Genomic DNA, 18,090 nt, shown 5'->3' with positions numbered 1-18,090 from the left:
CGCGCTTGACGCGGTCCTGCCCCTCAGGCTCTAGTGTTCCTTGCCATCGATGCGCGGTTGCATGAGCATGGGGATGTAGCGCCAGCCGAGCAGCGCGAAGCAGGCGAACCAGCACGCCGCCGCGAGCTGGATCCAGTGCGCGTAAGCAGCCGGGTGTACCTGCGGCGCGACCAGGCGCAGCGCGAAGGCCAGCATCATGATCCACAGGCACAGCTTGTCGAGCGCATCGAATACCACCTTCCGGCCGGTATGCCCCTTCGATATCCTGACGATCATCCCCGGAACGATCAGCCCCATCACGCCGAAGGTGAACACATGCATGGATACCGACGAGGTCAGCCCGGCATGAAGCGCATGCCTGGAGAATTCGATCAGCAGCTGCGCGACGATGGCGAGATAGCCCAGGTACATGATGCCGATGTCGAGCCGCCGCATCGCCTGCTGCGGCTTCCAGAAAACGAAGCGCACTAGCAGCAGCAGCGCGAGCAGCAATGACAGCCAGCCGGAGAGCAATGCCGGCATCAGGCTCTCGAAGACCAGCAGCAGCCCGATCAGCTTGATCGGGTTGTCGAGCGCGGGTTTCTGCAGGATCGCCACATTGAACACGCCCTTCATGAACTGCGCCAGCGTCCGCTCCAGCATCACCAGGAAGGCCAGCCGGAACAGCCCCAGCGCCATGCTCCAGCCGATCGGCGCGTATTCGGCGCTGAGCATCAGGTTCTTCGCCACGAGGAAAAGCGGAAGGATCACCAGGAAAAAAAGATTGCCGCCGGGGTAGGCGTCGTCCTTGCGGTGGCGGATCAGCGTCCACAGCACCATCGCCACGATAGCCCCGAGGAACAGGTTATTGGAAAACCGAAACAGGAACGGCGGCCAGCTGCCCTCGAACCACATGCCGATGCGCTCGAAAAGCCACGCGGCGGCCAGGAACATCAGCGCATTGCCGTGGTAGCCGCGCACCTTCACCCAGTTCTTGGTCGAGGTCAGCAGGAAGCCGCCGAGCACCGCCCAGCCGAAGCCGAAAAACATCTCGTGCGCATGCCACTGCACCGTGGAGAACGAGGTCGCCGGAGCGGCGACGGCGCCGGAAAAGAACAGCGCCCACAGGACCGGCAGGCTCAGTCCGGCCAGGCAGGTCAAGGCAAAAAACGGGCGGAAGCCCGCCAGCCAGAGCGGATGTGCGGATAGCTTCATACCGTCCTCCTGCTGTTCGCTTGCGCGTATCTTGTGGAATCGATGAGCGGCATCAAGCCGCATGACTGACATTCAAACCCTGAAACATGAAACATTCGATTTTCCTTTATTGCTGAACCCAAACATTTTTACACCTTAAACCGTAGCCGCTACTCGGCCTCTTCCACCCGAATCAGGATGCTGCGCCGCTCCTGCGTTTTGGAGACATCGCGCGTAGAGATGGTCGTGTCGTTTCCGCTCTTCTGCTGTCCCACTCCGCCCACTTCAAGCCATTCACCCAAGCGGCCGGAGACGGTGCTGGAGGTCTGCTGGACGCGTATGGCCGGCTGGTCGCCGCTGCCCGGCACGAACGCGTCGTTCTGCGCGCTGATCTCCAGCGTTACGCGGTCACCCTGAACGCGCGGCAGCACGTAGAAACCGCTGCCCGCTTCCTGGTATTGCGTGCTGTCGATCACCCGCGTGCCCCAGCGATCCTGGATCACCTGGCGCTGCGGGACCGGAACGGACTGCCCGCTGCGCACCAGCGCGCGGCTGCCTTCCAGCACCTGCAGCCGCTGGGTGTTGCGCTCGTCCTCGATCGAGCGGGTGGAATCCACCCTGGCCTTCAGCCTGTCCTGCCCCCGCCCGAGCTCGACATTCAGCCCGCTGCTGTCGCCGCTGCCCGGCACGGTAACCCGCGCGTCGCGCCCAACCCCGACACTGCCTGACACCTCGGTCAGCCGCGCGACGGTCTCGCTGTCCACGTTCTGCATCACGGTGATCTTGAGGCGGCGCGGCGCAACATCGATTTTTTCCAGCACTTTCCTGATCTGCTCGATGCTGCGCGGCGAGGCACGCAGGATGAGCCGGTAGTTCATGCCGCTGGCAGCCTCATCCTCGCCGAGCAGCGGCCGGACAACGGGCAGCACCTCCTCGACGCTGCGATGCCGGAGCTCGATGACCTCCAGCGCCGCCCAGGCGGGCGCGGAGCACAGCAACAATGCAAGAGCCACGAGTGTGTTTTTCATATGAATAATTTTCTTTGCAAACCATGCCGCTTTGCCGTAAATTTTACACCATGCAACGCCTCTGCCTTACCCTGCTCGCCCTGCTGCTCGGCGCCTGCGCCACCTCCAGCCGCCCACCGGAACCGGACCGCACCGTACACATGAACGATGTCGCGCTCTATGCGCTGAGCCTGGCCGATACGCCCTACCGCTACGGCGGCAGCTCCGGCGACGGCAGCTCCGGCGACGGCGGCTTCGACTGCAGCGGCTTCGTGCAGCATGTCTACCTGAACACGCTGGGCATCAGGCTGCCGCGCACCAGCGCGGAGATGGGCCGCATCGGGGAGCCGCCGGATGCCGGCCGGCTGCTTCCCGGCGACCTGGTGTTCTTCAACACGCGCCAGCGGCCGTTCTCGCATGTCGGCATCTATGTCGGCGAGGAGCGCTTCGTGCATTCCCCGAGCAGCGGCAAGGCCATCATGGTGACGAGCATGCGCGAGAAATACTGGCGCGACCGCTACAACGGCGCACGGCGGGTCACTTCTTCAGACTAGCCTAAAAGCTGTCTTAAAAATTCGCGAGGAGGGAAGGGTGCAAGGCGCACGGAACGCAGCAACCGGAATGTACACAAAAGTACATGAGGATTGCGAGTACCGCGCAACGCCGCAGATGCCCTCCGCAGCAATTTTTAAGGCGGCTTTTTGCGCGCCGCCCTGATTTCCTCGGCCAGCTGGAACACCGACATCGCGTAAAAATCGCTGTTGTTGTAGCGCGTGATGACCTCGAAGTTGTTGAACGCCAGCCAGAACTCCTTGCCCCCCACCACCGTAAAATCGACCAGGCGCGCAGATTTGTCCGGCGCGAAGCCTTCGGCCGGCGCCACTCCCGCCGTCACCCATTCGGCGAGGCTGCGCGGCGTCCTGATCTCGCCGAGGCAGTTTTCTTCGCCGACCCGCGCGCGCACCGCGACCGGCTCGCCCTTTATCCAGCCGTAGCCTTTCAGATAGTTGGCCACGCTGCCGATCGCATCACTGTCCTCGCGCAGCAGGTCAATCTTGTGGTTGCCGTTGAAATCCACCGCATAGTTGCGGTAGCTCCCCGGCATGAACTGCGGGATACCCATCGCTCCGGCATAGGAACCGCGGATCGCCAGCAGGTCGAACTCCTGCTCGCGCGCGAGCAGCAGGTAGTTCTCCAGCTCGCCGCGAAAAAAATCCGCGCGGCGCGGATAGTCGAACGCCAGCGTGGTCAGCGCATCCAGCACCAGGAAGCGTCCCGCATTCTGCCCGTAGAGGGTCTCCACGCCGATCACCGCGACGATGATCTCCTGCGGCACGCCGTATTTCTTCTCGGCGCGGCGCAGGGTCTGGCGGTATTTGTCCCAGAACTCCAGCCCGAGCCGGATGCGCTTCGGGTTCACGAAGGCCGCGCGGTATTCCGGCCAGGGCTTGATGGTCGCGGGACGGGAGATTGCCTCGATCACCGCGGGGTTGTGCTGCGCACGGGCAAACACATTCTCCAGTTCGTCGCGCCGGAACTGGTGTCTGGCGACCATCTCGTCGATGAACTGGGGAATACCGGGAAGTTCGGCGGCCGCCGAAAGTCTGGCGAATGGGGCGGCGAAAGAGCACAACAGCAGCAGGGATAAAGCGAGGCGCATGATGCGCGCATTTTAACTCGACAGCCCGGCCCGCCACTGCTAAATTTCACCCATCCACAATAACCACGAAATGAAAGCGGCATCATGAATTCACTCGTCCAGCACCACCCCCTCATCATCCTCGGCTCCGGCCCCGCCGGATATACCGCCGCCGTGTACGCCGCGCGCGCCAACCTCAAGCCGGTGCTGATCACCGGGCTGGCGCAGGGCGGCCAGCTGATGACCACCACCGAGGTGGACAACTGGCCGGCCGACCCGGACGGCGTGCAGGGACCGGAACTGATGGCGCGCTTCCAGAAACACGCGGAGCGCTTCAACACCCAGATCATCTTCGACCACATCCACACCGCCAAGCTGCAGCAGAAGCCATTCCTGCTGACCGGCGATGCGGGCAGCTACACCTGCGACGCGCTGATCATCTGCACCGGCGCCTCGGCGCAATATCTCGGCCTGCCTTCCGAGGAAGCCTTCATGGGACGCGGCGTCTCCGGCTGCGCGACCTGCGACGGCTTCTTCTACCGCGGCCAGGAGGTCGCGGTGATCGGCGGCGGCAACACCGCGGTGGAAGAGGCGCTGTACCTCGCAAACATCGCGAGCCGCGTGACGCTGGTGCACCGCCGCGACACCTTCCGCGCCGAGCGCATCATGATCGACCACCTCATGGAAAAAGTGAAGGAAGGCAAGATCGTGCTGCAGCTGCACCAAGTGCTCGACGAAGTGCTCGGCGACGCCTCCGGCGTGACCGGCATGCGCATCAGGCATGTGCACAGCGGCGAAAAACAGGACATCGCGCTCAAGGGCGTGTTCATCGCCATCGGCCACAAGCCGAATACCGACATCTTCGCCGGACAGCTGGAGATGGACAACGGCTACATCCGCACGCGCGGCGGCCAGCAGGGCAACGCCACGGCGACCAGCATCTCCGGCGTGTTCGCGGCGGGCGACGTGCAGGACCAGATCTACCGCCAAGCCTGCACCAGTGCGGCGACCGGCTGCATGGCGGCGCTGGATGCAGACAAATACCTCGCTTCGCTGGGAAAAATCTGAATCTTGAAACCACTGCTCACCACGAAGGCCACGAAGAAAAATCCGAATCAACATCCAGTAAACCTTCGTGTTCTTCGTGTTCTTCGTGTTCTTCGTGTTCTTCGTGTTCTTCGTGATCTTCGTGGTGAGGCGCTTTTTTGAAGAAACCCGCTGACAAGATCGAAACCGAAGACGCCGCGCTGTTCCGCGCGGCAGTCGGCGAAGTGCAGCCGCTGCCCGAACAGAACCGCATCGAGCCGCACAAACCGCCGCGCAGACCCTTGCTGCGCGCTTCCGCCCCGCCGCCTGAAATCCCCGACACGCTGTCCGACTTCGCCGCCGGAGACGCGCCGGGCGAATTCCTGCGCAACGGCCTGTCGCGCATGGCCCTGCGCAAACTGCGGCGTAGCCACTGGCCGGTGCAGGACAGCCTCGACCTGCACGGCAACACCACGGATGCTGCGCGCCGGCTGCTGCAGGAATTCCTGCATGAGGCGGCGCAGCGGGGTCTGCGCTGCGTGCTGGTGATCCACGGCAAGGGCATGAACAGTCCGGGCGGCGAAGCCGTGCTGCGCAGGCTCGCGCGCCACTGGCTGGTGCAGCGCCCGGACGTGCTGGCCTTTTGCGACGCGGCTCCCGGATACGGCGGCAGCGGAGCGGCGCTGGTATTGCTGAAGGTTGTCGCTGCCGAATGATACAAGCGGCCTCCCTCGCACTCATTTGACAGCCCCCACGGGGCGTCATAGCATCCGGCAGGCGATACGGAGCCATCTGCTTGTCCCGCATCGCAGCCCCGCTGCTCAATACGATGTCGGCCGAAAGGACAGATGAACGTATCGATCACGCCACGCCACACCCTGACGCAGGCCGCCGCGGATATCCGCCCCGGCGCGACGCCGCGCGAACTGCGCTGCGAGGGCGCATGGCTGTTGCGCTCGGCGGCGCAGACCGAGGCCCGGATCGAGGCATGCCTGAAAGCAATCGCGCAGCCGCTCGAAGGCGAACTGCTCATCAATGCGCAAGCCATCACCGCGATGGACACCTCGGGCGCATGGCTGCTGCACCGCATCCGGCGCGAGCTGGAAACCAGCGGGCACACCGTGCGCTTCACCGGCCTGCGGCCGGAATTCGAGGCACTGCTCCGCCTGATCTCCGCGCGCACTACAGCCCCCCTCTCCGCACCGCCGCCCGCACCCGGCATGTTCACGCATCTCGGCCGCAGCGCATGGGAAGGCCTGCTGGGCGCACTCGGGCTGATGTCCTTCCTCGGCGCCAGCGCAACCGCGCTGATGCGCGCCCTGATGCAGCCGCGGCGCATCCGCTGGCGGCCCATCCTGTACAACCTGCAAACCGCCGGCGTCGGAGCGCTGCCGATCACCGGCCTGCTCTCCTTCCTGCTCGGCATCGTCATCGCCTACCAGGGTGCGGAACAACTGAGGCGCGTCGGCGCGAATATCTACATCGCCGACCTGGTCGGCCTGTCGATGCTGCGCGAGCTCTCGCCGCTGATCACCGCCATCATCATCGCCGGCCGCTCCGGCTCGGCCTACGCGGCGCAGATCGGCACCATGAAGGTAACCGAGGAGGTCGATGCGCTGCGCACCATCGGCATCGGGCCGCTCGACCTGCTGGTGCTGCCCAAGGTGATTGCGCTGGTGATTGCGCTGCCACTGCTCACCCTCTACACCGACATCATGGGCGTGCTCGGCGGCATGGTCATGGCGCGCGCGCAGCTCGATGTCGGTTTCACCACCTTCATAAACAGGTTCGACGATGCAGTCAGCCTGACTTCATTTCTCATCGGCATCGGCAAGGCTCCGGTGTTCGCGGTGATCATAGCGCTGGTAGGCTGCTACCAGGGATTCCAGGTCAGCGGCAGCGCCGAGAGCGTCGGGCGCCAGACCACGACCAGCGTGGTGCAGTCGATCTTCCTGGTGATCCTGGCCGACGCGCTGTTTTCCATCGTTTTCAGCTGGCTGAAACTGTGAGCACCGCCGCCCCTGACAACGTCATCGAAGTCCGCGGCCTGAACACCCGCTTCGGCGCCGCGGTGGTGCACCGCGACGTGAGCCTCTCGGTGCACCGCGGCGAGATCTTCGCATTGGTCGGCGGCAGCGGCTGCGGCAAATCGACCATGCTGCGCGAGATCATCCTGCTGCAGCCGCCGGTATCCGGCTCAATCCGGGTGTTCGGCCAGGAAGTGATCGGGCTCTCCGACGAAGAGGCGCTGCCGCTCAGGCGCCGCTTCGGCATGATGTTCGAACGTGGCGCGCTGTTCAGCTCGCTCACCGTGACAGAGAACGTCGCCATGGTGCTCAGGGAGCACACCCACATCGGCGCGGCACTGATAGACGAGATCGCTGCCCTCAAGATTGCCCTCACCGGCCTGCCGGCCGACGCCGGCGCAAAGTACCCGAGCGAACTCTCCGGCGGCATGCGCAAGCGTGCGGCGCTGGCGCGCGCACTCGCACTGGATCCGGAGCTGCTCTTCCTCGACGAGCCGACCGCCGGCCTCGATCCCCTGAGCGCAGCCGGTATCGACGAACTGGTACGCCACTTGCGCGATGCGCTCGGAATCACCATCATGATGGTCACTCACGACCTCGACCTGCTGTGGCGCGCCGCAGACCGCGTCGCAGTGCTGGATGAGGGAAGCATCCTGGGCATCGGCACGATGCAGGAGCTCGCGCAATTGGAGCATCCGGTGATACGGGAATATTTCTACGGCCCACGCGGCCGCGGCGCACGGGAGCAGGCATGGAATCGAAAGTAAATTTCGCGGTGATCGGGGCCTTCGTGCTGATACTCGGCGCGCTGCTGATCGGCGGTATCCTGTGGCTTTCCAGCGGCAAGTCCTACCGCAAGGCCTACGATACCTACCTGGTCTACATGAGCGAATCGGTGGCCGGCCTGAACCTCGACGCCCCGGTGCGCTATCGCGGTGTGCAGGTCGGCGGCGTACGCCGCATCGCGCTCGCGCCGGGCAATGCCGAGCAGGTGCAGCTCACCCTGGACATCGAACGCGGCACACCGGTAAAGCAGAACACGGTGGCGGTGCTGCGGGTGCAGGGGCTGACCGGCATCGCCCATGTCGAGCTTTCCGGCGAAAGCCGCGACGCACCTCCGCTGAAAGCCGCCCCCGGCGAAAAATACCCGGTGATCCGCACCGGGCCGTCGCTGATGCTGCGCCTGGACAGCGCAGTCACCGCACTGCTCACCAACCTCAACCGCAGCAGCGAGAGCATCAACGCGCTGCTGGACGAAAAAAATCGCGCCGCGCTGCGCAACACGCTGGCAAACCTGGAACGTCTATCAGGCACGCTCGCGAATGCCGAACTGCCGCAGCTCATCAAGCGCCTCCAGCGTAGCGCCGATGCCTTCGACCGGATGGCCGGCGAAACCGCGCGCGCCGGATCGAGCACCGCGAGCACCGTCGAGAGCATGCGCGCCGAAGCCCTGCCCGAGGCGCGTCAGGCGATTGCCGAACTGCGCGAACTCACCGCCTCGCTGCGCCGCTTCAGCGAGGCGCTGGAGCGCAACCCCGGCATGCTGCTGCAGGGGCGGCCGGCCGTGCCGCCCGGGCCGGGCGAATGACATCATGAGGGAAACGCAATGACACCGAACCGTCTCATGCGCATACTTGCCCCGGCCGCATCAGCCCTTGCGCTGCTCGGCGGCTGCTCGGCGCTGCCGCCTCCGCCCCCGCCGGACAACCTCTACCTGCTTGAGGCGTCCCCGACATCCTCCCCGGCATCGGCTCCGAAGCGCGATCTCGTGCTCGCGGTCAGCATGCCGCACGCACGTCCGGGATTCGACACTGCGCAGATGGTCTGGGTGCGCCAGCCGCACAAACTCGAGGTGTACTCGCGCAACCGCTGGGCGGATACACCCACGCGCATGCTCGCGCCGCTGCTTGTCCAGGCGCTGGAGCGCTCCGGGGCGTTCCATGCAGTAGTGCAAACGCCTTCCCCGGTTTCGGCCGCGCTGCGCCTCGACACGGAGCTTATCCGGCTGCAGCAGGATTTCAGCATAAAACCGAGCCGCGTGCAGATCACGCTTAGCGCGCAACTGATAGACACCGGCACGCGGCGGATCATCGCCAGCGCTGAGTTCGACGAAACCGAGAACGCTGAGAGCGAGGATGCCTATGGCGGCGTGCGCGCCGCCAACCGCGCGCTGGAACGCCTGCTCGCGAGGCTTGTTGCCTTCAGCGCCGGACACGCACCACCGCCCTGACTGCGCGTCCCCACCCGCCTCCCGCGACACCCAGAATGAAAGTTGAGGAAGGAGTACGGCATGAAATGGCTCAAGCGCATCCTGCTCGCACTCGTGCTGCTGCTTGCAGTCGCGGTGGCCTTGCCGTTTCTCATCCCGCTCGACAACTACATCCCGCAGATCGAAAAAGAGGCCTCGGCCCAACTCAAGGAGCCGGTGTCGATAAAAAGCATCCGCTTGGCCGCTCTGCCGTTGCCGCATGTCACGGTCGACGGCATCACGCTCGGCACGAGCGGCGACATCAGACTCGGCAGGGTGACGGTCACCCCCGATCTTTTCTCGCTGCTGCAGCCGACCAAGATCATCAAGGACATCGAGATCGATTCGCTGGCGCTGACGCCGGAGGGGATCGGCAAGATTGCGGCCTGGACCGAGCCGGATACCGCGAAACCGCCGGAGCCGCCGCCGGCGCGGGTCGAGAACATCCGCCTCAGCAACGCCCTGCTCAAGTTCGGCAAGGCAAACTTCGGCCCGTTTGACGCGCGCGTAAGCCTCGACAGCAAGGGAGAGCCGGAGGACGCATCGATCACCACGCGGGACGGCAAGCTCAAGGCAACCATCAAACCCGAGAATTCAAAATACCTGATTGATGCCAGCGCAAAATCGTGGACGCTGCCGGCCGGGCCGCCGCTCGTATTCGACGAATTGATCATCAATGGAGTAGCGACACCCAACGACATCAGCCTGGACAAGATGAGCGCCAGGCTCTATGGCGGCACGGCGGCGGGCAAACTGACCATCAACTGGCAGAAAAGGCTGCGGCTCGACGGCAGTCTCGACATCGGCCATCTCGAGTTGAAGCAAATCGCCTCGATGCTGTCGCCCGGCACCCATGTCAGCGGCAAGCTCACTGCCAAACCGGTCTTCTCCGCGTCGGCGGCATCCGCGGACTGGCTCATGGATGCCTTGCGGCTGGAATCGCTTTTCAACGTCCAGAACGGCGTGCTCTATGGAGTGGATATCCAGAAAGCCGCGAGCAATCCGGCCAGACAGGGAGCAAGCGGCGGAGAAACCCGCTTCGAGCAACTATCCGGACATCTCGTCATGGAGCACGGCGGCTACCGCTTCACCCAACTCAGGATCACCTCGGGCTCGCTGGCCGTCGACGGCGACGTGGATATTTCCCCGAAGAAGGAACTGTCGGGACGCATCAACGCCCAGGTCAAGGCGCTGGGCACCAGCGCCACCGTGCCGCTCAACGTCGCGGGAACGCTCGACAGCCCGCTGCTCTACCCCACCGGCGCAACCATGGCGGGTGCGGCGGTCGGCACGGCCATCCTGGGCCCGGGATTCGGCACCTCGATGGGCGCAAAGGTCGGGGGCTGGGTCGAGGGTCTGTTCGGCAAGAAGAAAGAGGAAACACCGAAAAAATAGGCAGGTCTGCTTTCAAAATCGTGCTCTCACACCAAGGGCAAAAACCAAAAATCACTGTCAACGATTATCGGGGGATAGCGGGAACTCCTTGTTTATCTGCTCATCGACATGCTCCAGCGACGAGCGCATCTGACTGACAATACCCCGGATATGCTCCATGCTCCCGCCCTTCCTGCAATCCTGCTCCAGCACCCGGCACAGGTCGGCAAACCCAGTCGCGCCCGCCATCCTGGCCGGCGCCCCGATGTGATGCCCCAGCGCACCCAAAGCTGCAAAATCCTTGCGTTCCAGCGCCGCTTCGACCGCCGCCATGTCCCGACGGACTGAGGCCATGAATTTGAAGGCGAACTCACGCATTTTCAGCTTGCTGCCGCCCGTCAATTCTGCCAGCACCTGGAAGTCGATGACGCCGGGATCGCCTGTCCCTGACGCCTTGACCGCCGCTGAGGCCTGCATGGCGGAATCTGACGCCTGCCCCGAAAGGCATCCGGCGATCACGGCATAGAACAAGCCGGGCTTGAATGGCTTGCTGATGAAGTCGTTCATGCCGGCGGCCAGACAGCGCTCGCGATCCCTCTCCGATACGCTCGCGGTCATGGCAATCACCGGCATTCTCGCGAAAACGGGGTTGGCGCGGATCAGCCGGGTCGTCTCAAGGCCGTCCAGAACGGGCATCTGCAGGTCCATCAGCACGCAATCAAAATTTTCCTTCTGCAAAAGGTCGAGCGCTTCCTTGCCGTTTTGGGCGACGCAGACGGTGGCTCCGGCGTTTACCAGGAATTCCCTTGCCACCTGCTGGTTGAAGAGGTTGTTTTCCACCAGGAGAACGCGCGCGCCGGAAATGGCCGGCGGCACGCGCACCTTGTTTTCGCCCCCCGCGCGGCAAGGCTGCCCGGTCTTGCCGAGCCGCACGCTGAACCAGAAGGTGCTGCCCTGCCCTGTCGCGCTCTCCACCCCCACTTCCCCGTCCTGCATCATGCCGGCCAATTGCTTGCAGATAGCCAGGCCAAGGCCGGTGCCCCCGTAGCGGCGCGTGGCGGAAGCATCGACCTGCTGGAATGGCTGGAACAATCTGGCTTGCTCCGCCTCGCTCATGCCGATGCCGCTATCCTGCACCTCGAATCGCAACAGGCAACTCGTCTCATCCTCCTCGATTTTCCGGGTGCGAATGACGACCCGGCCTTTTTCGGTGAACTTGACGGCATTGTCGACATAATTGGCCACTATCTGAGCGAGCCGCAGCGGATCGCCGCGCAGGTTGATACACAGGCCGTCATCGGTATCGAAAACGAGCTCCAGTTCCTTTGCTGCAACCTTTCCCGCAACCAGGTTGTTGATGTTCTCCAGCACACGGGGCAGATCAAAATCGACGGCATCGATCTTCAGCTTCCCCGCATCCAGCCTGGAAAAATCGAGAATGTCGTCGATGATGCCGAGCAGATGCTCACCGGACAGCCGTATTTTTTCGAGGTATTCGCGGCTCTTCGGATCGGCCTCGTTATTCAGCGCCAGATTCGCCATCCCGAGGATACTGTTCATCGGCGTGCGTATCTCGTGGCTCATGTTGGCAAGAAACTCGCCCTTGGTGCGATTGGCCGATTCGGCCAGCTGCTTGGCCTGCGTCAACTCCAGGGTGCGCTGCGCCACCCGCTCCTCCAGTTGCTCGTTCAGCTCGCGCAGTTCGCGCTCCACCCGTTTGCGTTCGGTGATGTCGCGCAGGAAAGCGAAAAACGTCTGCGTTTCCGGCATGAATCTGGCGAAAATCTCGACATCGATCTCCTGGCCGTCCTTGCGGCGGTGCCGCGCTTCGAATTGATCGAAGCCCTGCGCGATGATTTTCTTGCCATGCGCAGCAACCTCTTCTGCGGATTTTTCCCCGACATCGAGCTGGCTGATATGCATCGTCAGCAACTCGTCCACCGTATAGCCGGTCATTTTCGCATAGGCCTCGTTGGCTCCCCGCAAGTTGCCCGCCATATCGACCATCCAGAAACCGTCCATCGCCGTTTCGATGACCAGCTTGTGGCGCCTCATCATCTCTTCCGCCCGTTTGCGTTCGGTGATGTCGGTAGACACCCCGATCAGGTATAGCGGCTTGCCCGCCTCATCGAAGACCGGTTTCTTGCGGGTATGCATGACCCGGTTCTCCTTCAGCGCGGTCCTCCACGCAATTTCCTCGAAGTCGACCAGATGCCCGTTGGCAAACACCTCCCGGTCCTTTGCGAGGAAAAGCGCCATCTGGTCAGGAGGAAAGAACCGGCTGGCATCGGTGCCCTGCACCTCGGAAAAAGACATGCCCCATAGCTCTTCACAGGCGCGGTTCATCAAGATAATCCTGCTGGCGGAATCCTTGGTGAACAGCGCCACCGGAATCATGTCGATGATTTCCCGCAAGCGCGCCTCGTTCGCCTGCAGTGCGGCTTCCACTCGTTTGCGCCCGACGACATACGCGGCCAGCATCATTCCGGGCGTCAGTGCGATCAGAATGAAAATCCAGCCGCTCATGCTTTTTGGGGATGCACCATATCCGCCGGACGTACCCAGCGGTCGAAGTCGGCTTCAGTGACATAACCCAAGGCCAGCGCCGCCTGCTTCAGCGAGGTACCATCGCGATGCGCGCGTTTGGCGATCTCGGCGGCGCGGTCGTAGCCGATATGCGGGGCCAGCGCGGTCACCAGCATCAGCGAGCGTTCCAGTAGTTCCGCAATGCGCACCTCGTTGGCCTCGATGCCGCGCACGCAATGCTCCTCGAAGCTCAGCATGCCGTCGGCTAGCAGGCGCACGCTCTGCAGGAAGTTGTGCGCTATGAGCGGCTTGTATACATTCAGCTCGAAATTGCCCGACGCGCCGCCGATGCTGATCGCGACATCGTTGCCCAACACCTGGCAGCACAGCATGGTCAGCGCCTCGCACTGCGTCGGGTTCACCTTGCCCGGCATGATCGAGCTGCCCGGTTCGTTCTCCGGGATGCTGATCTCGCCCAGGCCGGAGCGCGGGCCGGAAGCGAGCCAGCGCACGTCGTTGGCGATCTTCATCAGCGCGACGGCGAGCGTCTTGAGCGCACCGTGCGCCGCAACCAGTTCGTCGTGCGCGGCGAGCGCGGCAAACTTGTTGGGCGCGCTCCGGAACGGCAGGCCGATGCCGCGCACCAGTTCGGTGGCGACGCGCGTGCCGAATTCGGCATGGGTGTTGAGCCCGGTGCCGACCGCGGTGCCGCCGGCGGCCAGCTGGCATAGCGGCGTCATCCCTTCGAGGATCGCCGCTTCCGCGTGCTGCAGTTGCGCCGCATAACCGGAGAACTCCTGCCCCAGCGTCAGCGGTGTCGCATCCTGCAGATGGGTGCGGCCGATCTTGACGATGTCGCCGAATGCGGCGGATTTTTTCTCCAGCGTCGTGCGCAGCGTGCGCAGCGCCGGAAGCAGCCGGCGGATGATGCCGCTGGCCGCCGCGACATGCATAGCGGTGGGGAAGATATCGTTGGACGACTGGCCGAGATTGATTTCATCATTGGGATGCACGAGGCGGCCCGCGCCGCGCGTGCCGCCGAGCAACTCAGAGGCGCGGTTGGCGAGCACCTCGTTCATGTTCATGTTGCACTGCGTGCCCGAGCCGGTCTGCCATACCGACAGCGGAAACTCCTGGTCATACTTGCCCGCGAGCACCTCGTCGGCCGCCTGCACGATGGCGGTCGTCTTCTCCTCGCCCAGCAGCCCGAGGTCGCGATTGACCAGCGCGCAGGCGCGCTTCACCGCGGCGAGCGCGAGGATAAGCTCCTGCGGCATGCGCTCGGTCGAGATGTGGAAGTACCGCAGCGAGCGCTGCGTCTGCGCGCCCCAGAGGCGCTCGGCGGGCACTTCGATGCCGCCGAAGGAATCGTGCTCGGTTCTGGTGGCCATGATTTCCTCCTATGGGAAAAATCCGCGTGGGCATAAAAACATGCCCACCCTACATTGTTATTTTGGTACAGGCAAAGGGTAGGGTGGGCACTCTGTGCCCACGCGGACAGCGTCAATCATATCCCGGCACCACGCAATCCACCTCGCCCGCCCAGTCATGCGCATATACCCCGTCACTCACATAGCGGTGGAATGTCGAATAAGGCCAATCGGCTACCTGTTTCGCATGCCCGTGTCTGACCGGGTTGAAGTGAATGTAATCGACATGGCGGGCAAAATCATCATCATCGCGAATTTGATGCTCCCAGAATCGCCGTTGCCAGATCGTCGATTCGCGGTGTCTGAGCTTTGAAGCAGTCACCCAGTCCGCGCGGCGATAATCTTCTCTGCATACCAAAGAAACCGCCCGCTTTATTATCATCCAACGGGTCGAAAAATCGGCATCGCCCTCGGGCAATGTCCACACGCAATGCAAATGGTCTGGCAGCAATACCCATGCATCGATGGCGAAAGGGCGCTTTATCCGCACCGTTTCAATCGCAGTGCGCAATGCATCGCGAATCGCTTCGTCGCACAGGATCGGCTGCCGCCGGTAAGCGACCGCCGTGAAAAAATAGCTTGCGCCTGCAGCCGTTGCACGGCGGTAACGTGACATGGTTGTTTGTCCTGAATAACGGAACCGCGTGGGCACAAAAACGTGCCCACCCTACATGTTTACTGTCTCTATTTCGACACCAGTTCGCGCAGCACATACGGCAGGATGCCGCCGTGCCGGTAGTAATCCACCTCGATCGGCGTGTCGATGCGCAGCAGCAGCGGCACCTGCTGCGTCGTGCCGTCGTTGCGCATGATGGTGAGCATCACGTCCTGCTGCGGTCTCGTGTTCTCGTCGATGCCGCCGAGGTCGAAGGTTTCGTCGCCCTTGAGATCGAGTGCGGCGACACTGGCGTCGCCCTTGAACTGCAACGGCAGCACGCCCATGCCAACCAGGTTGCTGCGGTGGATGCGCTCGTAGGATTTCGCGATGACCGCCTTCACGCCGAGCAGTTGCGTGCCCTTGGCCGCCCAGTCGCGGCTCGATCCGGTACCGTATTCCTCGCCCGCGAAGATCAGCGTCGGCGTGCCGTCCGCGATATATTTCATCGCCGCATCGTAGATCGCCATCTGCTCGCCGTAGTACAGCGTGTGGCCGCCCTCGACGCGGCTGCCGTCGGCCTTCGGCGGCAGCATCAGGTTATTGATGCGCACATTGGCGAAAGTGCCGCGCATCATCACCTCGTGGTTGCCACGCCGCGCGCCGTAGCTGTTGAAGTCCTTCGCCGCGACGCCCTTGCCTTGCAGGTACTGGCCCGCCGGGGTGGTTGGCTTGAAGCTGCCTGCCGGGCTGATGTGGTCGGTCGTGACCGAGTCGCCGAAGATCGCGAGCGCCCTGGCGTTGCGGATTTCCGTGATGCCGCCGGGATGCATGGTGAATTGCTCGAAGAACGGCGGGCACGCGATGTAGGTCGATTCGTCCCAGCGGTACTGGTTTCCGGCGGGCGCGGGGATCGCGTTCCACAGCGGCAGGTCGCGGGTCAGGTCGCTGTACAGCCTGCGGTAGGCGACCGGATCGGCGGCATGCTTCATCAGCGTCTGCACCTCGGCGCTGTTCGGCCAGATGTCCTTCAGGTATACCGCCTCACCATTTTTGCCGGTGCTGAGCGGTTCGCGGTCGAGATCGATGTTCGCGCGGCCCGCGATCGCGTAGGCCACCACCAACGGCGGCGAGGCAAGGAAGTTGGCCTTGATGCTGGCGTGCACGCGCGCCTCGAAGTTGCGGTTGCCGGACAGCACCGCCGCCGCTATCAGGTCGTTGGCAGCGATGACCTCTTCGAGCTTCGCGTCCAGCGGACCGGAGTTGCCGATGCAGGTGGTGCAGCCATAGGCCGCGAGGCTGAAGCCGAGTTGCGCCAGGGGCTCCAGCAGACCCGCCCGGCTCAGGTACTCGGTCACGACGCGCGATCCGGGAGCGAGCGAGGTCTTGATGTGCGGCGCGACATGCAGGCCTTTCGCCACGGCCTTCTTCGCGAGCAGGCCCGCCGCGAGCAGCACGCTCGGGTTGGAGGTGTTGGTGCAGGAGGTGATCGCGGCGATCAGCACGTCGCCGTGGCCGATCTGTACCTCGGTCAGCATCTCCTCCGTGGTCTCGCAGCGCAGCGCGGGGTTGGGGTGGTCGTCGAGCATCTCCAGTTCGCTGCCGCTGCGCACCTTGCCCGCCTCCTGCAGGCCGCCGCCGGCAATCGGGGTACAGACACCTGCCCTGCGCTCAGGCAGGCCGGTGGCGTAGCGCTTGCCGAGCTCGGCAGCGGGCTTGTTGAAGCCGCTCTCCGCGACCGGTTTGCTGAACAGCGCATTGAAGGTCTCCTTCATCTTCGACAGCGCGACGCGGTCCTGCGGCCGCTTCGGCCCGGCGAGCGACGGCTCGACGCTCGCGAGGTCGAGCTCCACGACGCCGCTATAGTCGATCTCGCCCTCCTGCGGGACGCCGTAAAGGTTCTGCGCCCTGAAGTAAGAGGCAAAGGCCTCAACCTCCTCACCCGTGCGGCCGGTGTAGCGCAGGTAGTCCACTGTGACATCGTCCACCGGGAAGAAGCCCATGGTCGCGCCGTACTCGGGTGCCATGTTGGCGATGGTCGCGCGGTCCGGCACGGAGAGCGCCGCCGTGCCTGCGCCGAAAAACTCGACGAACTTGCCGACCACTTTCTGTTTGCGCAGCAGCTCGGTGACGGTCAGCACGAGGTCGGTCGCGGTGACGCCCTCGCGCAGCCTGCCCTTGAGGTGCACGCCGACTACGTCGGGCGTGAGGAAATACACCGGCTGGCCGAGCATGCCGGCCTCCGCCTCGATGCCGCCCACGCCCCAGCCGACCACGCCGATACCGTTGATCATGGTGGTGTGGGAATCGGTGCCAACCAGCGTGTCGGGGTAATAGACGCCGTCCCGGTGCTGCACGCCGCGCGCGAGATATTCGAGGTTGACCTGGTGCACGATGCCGACGCCGGGCGGCACGACCTTGAAGGTGTCGAACGCCTGCATGCCCCACTTCATGAACTTGTAACGCTCGCCGTTACGCTCGAATTCCATCTCCATGTTGAGGCGCAGCGCATCGGGGCGGTTGTAGTAGTCCACCTGCACCGAGTGATCCACCACGAGGTCAACCGGCACCAGCGGCTCGATGACCTTCGGATCCTTGCCCAGCTTCGCGGCGGCATCGCGCATCGCGGCGAGATCGACGAGCAGCGGGACTCCCGTAAAATCCTGAAGCACGATGCGCGCCACGACGAACGGAATTTCCGCGCTGCGCGGCGCGTTCGGCTGCCAGTTCGCGAGCTCGCGCACATGCGCCTCGGTGACCTTTTTGCCGTCGCAGTTGCGCAGCACCGATTCCAGCACGATACGGATCGACACCGGCAGGCGCGAGATTTTTCCGACGTTGGCGACTTCGAGCGCGGGCAGCGAATACAGCCTGCCCTGTTCGCCGTTGGCGAGGGTGAAGGACTGGCAGGTGTTGAACAGGTTGTGTGTCATGACAGAACCTCCGTGTTGGTGGAATGCGTGACTACAAAATACCTAAGGAACTTCTGAATAAATCCTCCGTTCGTGGTGAGCTTGTCGAACCATGAACGGAGGCAACTATCAA

The 18,090-nt window shown here is 63.6% G+C and carries 15 protein-coding genes; 8 read left to right on the top strand and 7 right to left on the bottom strand.

All coding sequences use genetic code 11. The annotated features are described in order from the left end of the window. Positions 1–30: 30 nt before the first annotated feature. A complete protein-coding gene (locus ACRRNM_RS12325; RefSeq protein ID WP_435628491.1) occupies positions 31–1,194 on the bottom strand; it encodes an NnrS family protein in 1,164 nt (387 codons plus the stop codon). Between the two features lie 149 nt (positions 1,195–1,343). Further along, entirely contained in the window at positions 1,344–2,201 is an 858-nt protein-coding gene (locus ACRRNM_RS12320) for a secretin N-terminal domain-containing protein (RefSeq protein WP_435628490.1), read from the bottom strand. A 50-nt stretch (positions 2,202–2,251) separates the two neighbouring features. Here ACRRNM_RS12320 and ACRRNM_RS12315 point away from each other — a divergent pair, with 50 nt between their 5' ends. Then, entirely contained in the window at positions 2,252–2,734 is a 483-nt protein-coding gene (locus ACRRNM_RS12315) for a C40 family peptidase (RefSeq protein WP_435628489.1), read from the top strand. Between the two features lie 134 nt (positions 2,735–2,868). Here ACRRNM_RS12315 and mltB read toward each other — a convergent pair whose 3' ends face one another. Continuing rightward, positions 2,869–3,840: a lytic murein transglycosylase B gene (mltB, locus tag ACRRNM_RS12310; RefSeq protein WP_435628488.1), complete on the bottom strand. Its 972-nt coding sequence runs from the start codon at positions 3,838–3,840 to the stop codon at positions 2,869–2,871. Positions 3,841–3,924: 84 nt separating this feature from the next. Here mltB and trxB point away from each other — a divergent pair, with 84 nt between their 5' ends. The 7 genes from trxB (at position 3,925) to ACRRNM_RS12275 (ending at position 10,515) form a co-directional block, all read left to right on the top strand. Further along, positions 3,925–4,887, top strand: coding sequence for a thioredoxin-disulfide reductase (trxB, locus tag ACRRNM_RS12305; protein ID WP_435628487.1), 963 nt, complete (start codon positions 3,925–3,927; stop codon positions 4,885–4,887). 137 nt (positions 4,888–5,024) lie between these two features. Continuing rightward, on the top strand, positions 5,025–5,561 hold the full coding sequence (locus ACRRNM_RS12300; RefSeq protein ID WP_435628486.1) for a Smr/MutS family protein: 537 nt from the start codon (positions 5,025–5,027) through the stop codon (positions 5,559–5,561). A 132-nt stretch (positions 5,562–5,693) separates the two neighbouring features. Then, positions 5,694–6,854, top strand: coding sequence for an ABC transporter permease (locus ACRRNM_RS12295; protein ID WP_435628485.1), 1,161 nt, complete (start codon positions 5,694–5,696; stop codon positions 6,852–6,854). After that, positions 6,851–7,639, top strand: coding sequence for an ABC transporter ATP-binding protein (locus ACRRNM_RS12290; RefSeq protein ID WP_435628484.1), 789 nt, complete (start codon positions 6,851–6,853; stop codon positions 7,637–7,639). The genes ACRRNM_RS12295 and ACRRNM_RS12290 overlap by 4 nt, the downstream gene beginning before the upstream one ends. Further along, on the top strand, positions 7,624–8,460 hold the full coding sequence (locus ACRRNM_RS12285) for an MlaD family protein (protein WP_435628483.1): 837 nt from the start codon (positions 7,624–7,626) through the stop codon (positions 8,458–8,460). Before ACRRNM_RS12290 ends, ACRRNM_RS12285 begins: the two co-directional genes overlap by 16 nt. Positions 8,461–8,478: 18 nt before the next feature. Continuing rightward, on the top strand, positions 8,479–9,102 hold the full coding sequence (locus tag ACRRNM_RS12280; protein WP_435628482.1) for an ABC-type transport auxiliary lipoprotein family protein: 624 nt from the start codon (positions 8,479–8,481) through the stop codon (positions 9,100–9,102). A 60-nt stretch (positions 9,103–9,162) separates the two neighbouring features. After that, complete coding sequence (locus ACRRNM_RS12275; RefSeq protein WP_435628481.1) at positions 9,163–10,515, top strand: AsmA family protein; 1,353 nt, start codon at positions 9,163–9,165, stop codon at positions 10,513–10,515. A gap of 57 nt (positions 10,516–10,572) precedes the next feature. Here the strand turns inward: ACRRNM_RS12275 and ACRRNM_RS12270 are convergent, their stop codons facing one another. The 4 genes from ACRRNM_RS12270 to ACRRNM_RS12255 all read right to left on the bottom strand — a co-directional run bounded on the left by ACRRNM_RS12270 (position 10,573) and on the right by ACRRNM_RS12255 (position 17,978). After that, the gene (locus ACRRNM_RS12270) at positions 10,573–13,020 is read right to left on the bottom strand and encodes a PAS domain S-box protein (RefSeq protein ID WP_435628480.1); all 2,448 of its coding nucleotides are present in this window, start codon (positions 13,018–13,020) and stop codon (positions 10,573–10,575) included. Continuing rightward, complete coding sequence (gene fumC / locus ACRRNM_RS12265) at positions 13,017–14,411, bottom strand: class II fumarate hydratase (protein WP_435628479.1); 1,395 nt, start codon at positions 14,409–14,411, stop codon at positions 13,017–13,019. The genes ACRRNM_RS12270 and fumC overlap by 4 nt, the downstream gene beginning before the upstream one ends. Positions 14,412–14,523: 112 nt before the next feature. Then, entirely contained in the window at positions 14,524–15,066 is a 543-nt protein-coding gene (locus ACRRNM_RS12260) for an REP-associated tyrosine transposase (protein WP_435628478.1), read from the bottom strand. A 68-nt stretch (positions 15,067–15,134) separates the two neighbouring features. Then, a complete protein-coding gene (locus tag ACRRNM_RS12255) occupies positions 15,135–17,978 on the bottom strand; it encodes an aconitate hydratase (RefSeq protein WP_435628477.1) in 2,844 nt (947 codons plus the stop codon). Between the last annotated feature and the right edge of the window lie 112 nt (positions 17,979–18,090).

The sequence above is a fragment of the Ferrigenium straubiae genome (assembly GCF_051257895.1).
GTDB lineage: Bacteria > Pseudomonadota > Gammaproteobacteria > Burkholderiales > Gallionellaceae > Gallionella > Gallionella straubiae.
The sequence above is the reverse complement of the archived record's forward strand: the minus strand, read 5'-3'. Positions and strand labels throughout refer to the sequence as shown.

Excerpts from the sequence above, each read along its gene's own strand:
- ACRRNM_RS12325 (WP_435628491.1), bottom strand. The coding sequence starts at position 1,194 with ATGAAGCTATCCGCACATCCGCTCTGGCTGGCGGGCTTCCGCCCGTTT.
- ACRRNM_RS12320 (WP_435628490.1), bottom strand. The coding sequence starts at position 2,201 with ATGAAAAACACACTCGTGGCTCTTGCATTGTTGCTGTGCTCCGCGCCC.
- ACRRNM_RS12315 (WP_435628489.1), top strand. The coding sequence starts at position 2,252 with ATGCAACGCCTCTGCCTTACCCTGCTCGCCCTGCTGCTCGGCGCCTGC.
- mltB (WP_435628488.1), bottom strand. The coding sequence starts at position 3,840 with ATGCGCCTCGCTTTATCCCTGCTGCTGTTGTGCTCTTTCGCCGCCCCA.
- trxB (WP_435628487.1), top strand. The coding sequence starts at position 3,925 with ATGAATTCACTCGTCCAGCACCACCCCCTCATCATCCTCGGCTCCGGC.
- ACRRNM_RS12295 (WP_435628485.1), top strand. The coding sequence starts at position 5,694 with ATGAACGTATCGATCACGCCACGCCACACCCTGACGCAGGCCGCCGCG.
- ACRRNM_RS12285 (WP_435628483.1), top strand. The coding sequence starts at position 7,624 with ATGGAATCGAAAGTAAATTTCGCGGTGATCGGGGCCTTCGTGCTGATA.
- ACRRNM_RS12280 (WP_435628482.1), top strand. The coding sequence starts at position 8,479 with ATGACACCGAACCGTCTCATGCGCATACTTGCCCCGGCCGCATCAGCC.
- ACRRNM_RS12275 (WP_435628481.1), top strand. The coding sequence starts at position 9,163 with ATGAAATGGCTCAAGCGCATCCTGCTCGCACTCGTGCTGCTGCTTGCA.
- ACRRNM_RS12270 (WP_435628480.1), bottom strand. The coding sequence starts at position 13,020 with ATGAGCGGCTGGATTTTCATTCTGATCGCACTGACGCCCGGAATGATG.
- fumC (WP_435628479.1), bottom strand. The coding sequence starts at position 14,411 with ATGGCCACCAGAACCGAGCACGATTCCTTCGGCGGCATCGAAGTGCCC.
- ACRRNM_RS12260 (WP_435628478.1), bottom strand. The coding sequence starts at position 15,066 with ATGTCACGTTACCGCCGTGCAACGGCTGCAGGCGCAAGCTATTTTTTC.
- ACRRNM_RS12255 (WP_435628477.1), bottom strand. The coding sequence starts at position 17,978 with ATGACACACAACCTGTTCAACACCTGCCAGTCCTTCACCCTCGCCAAC.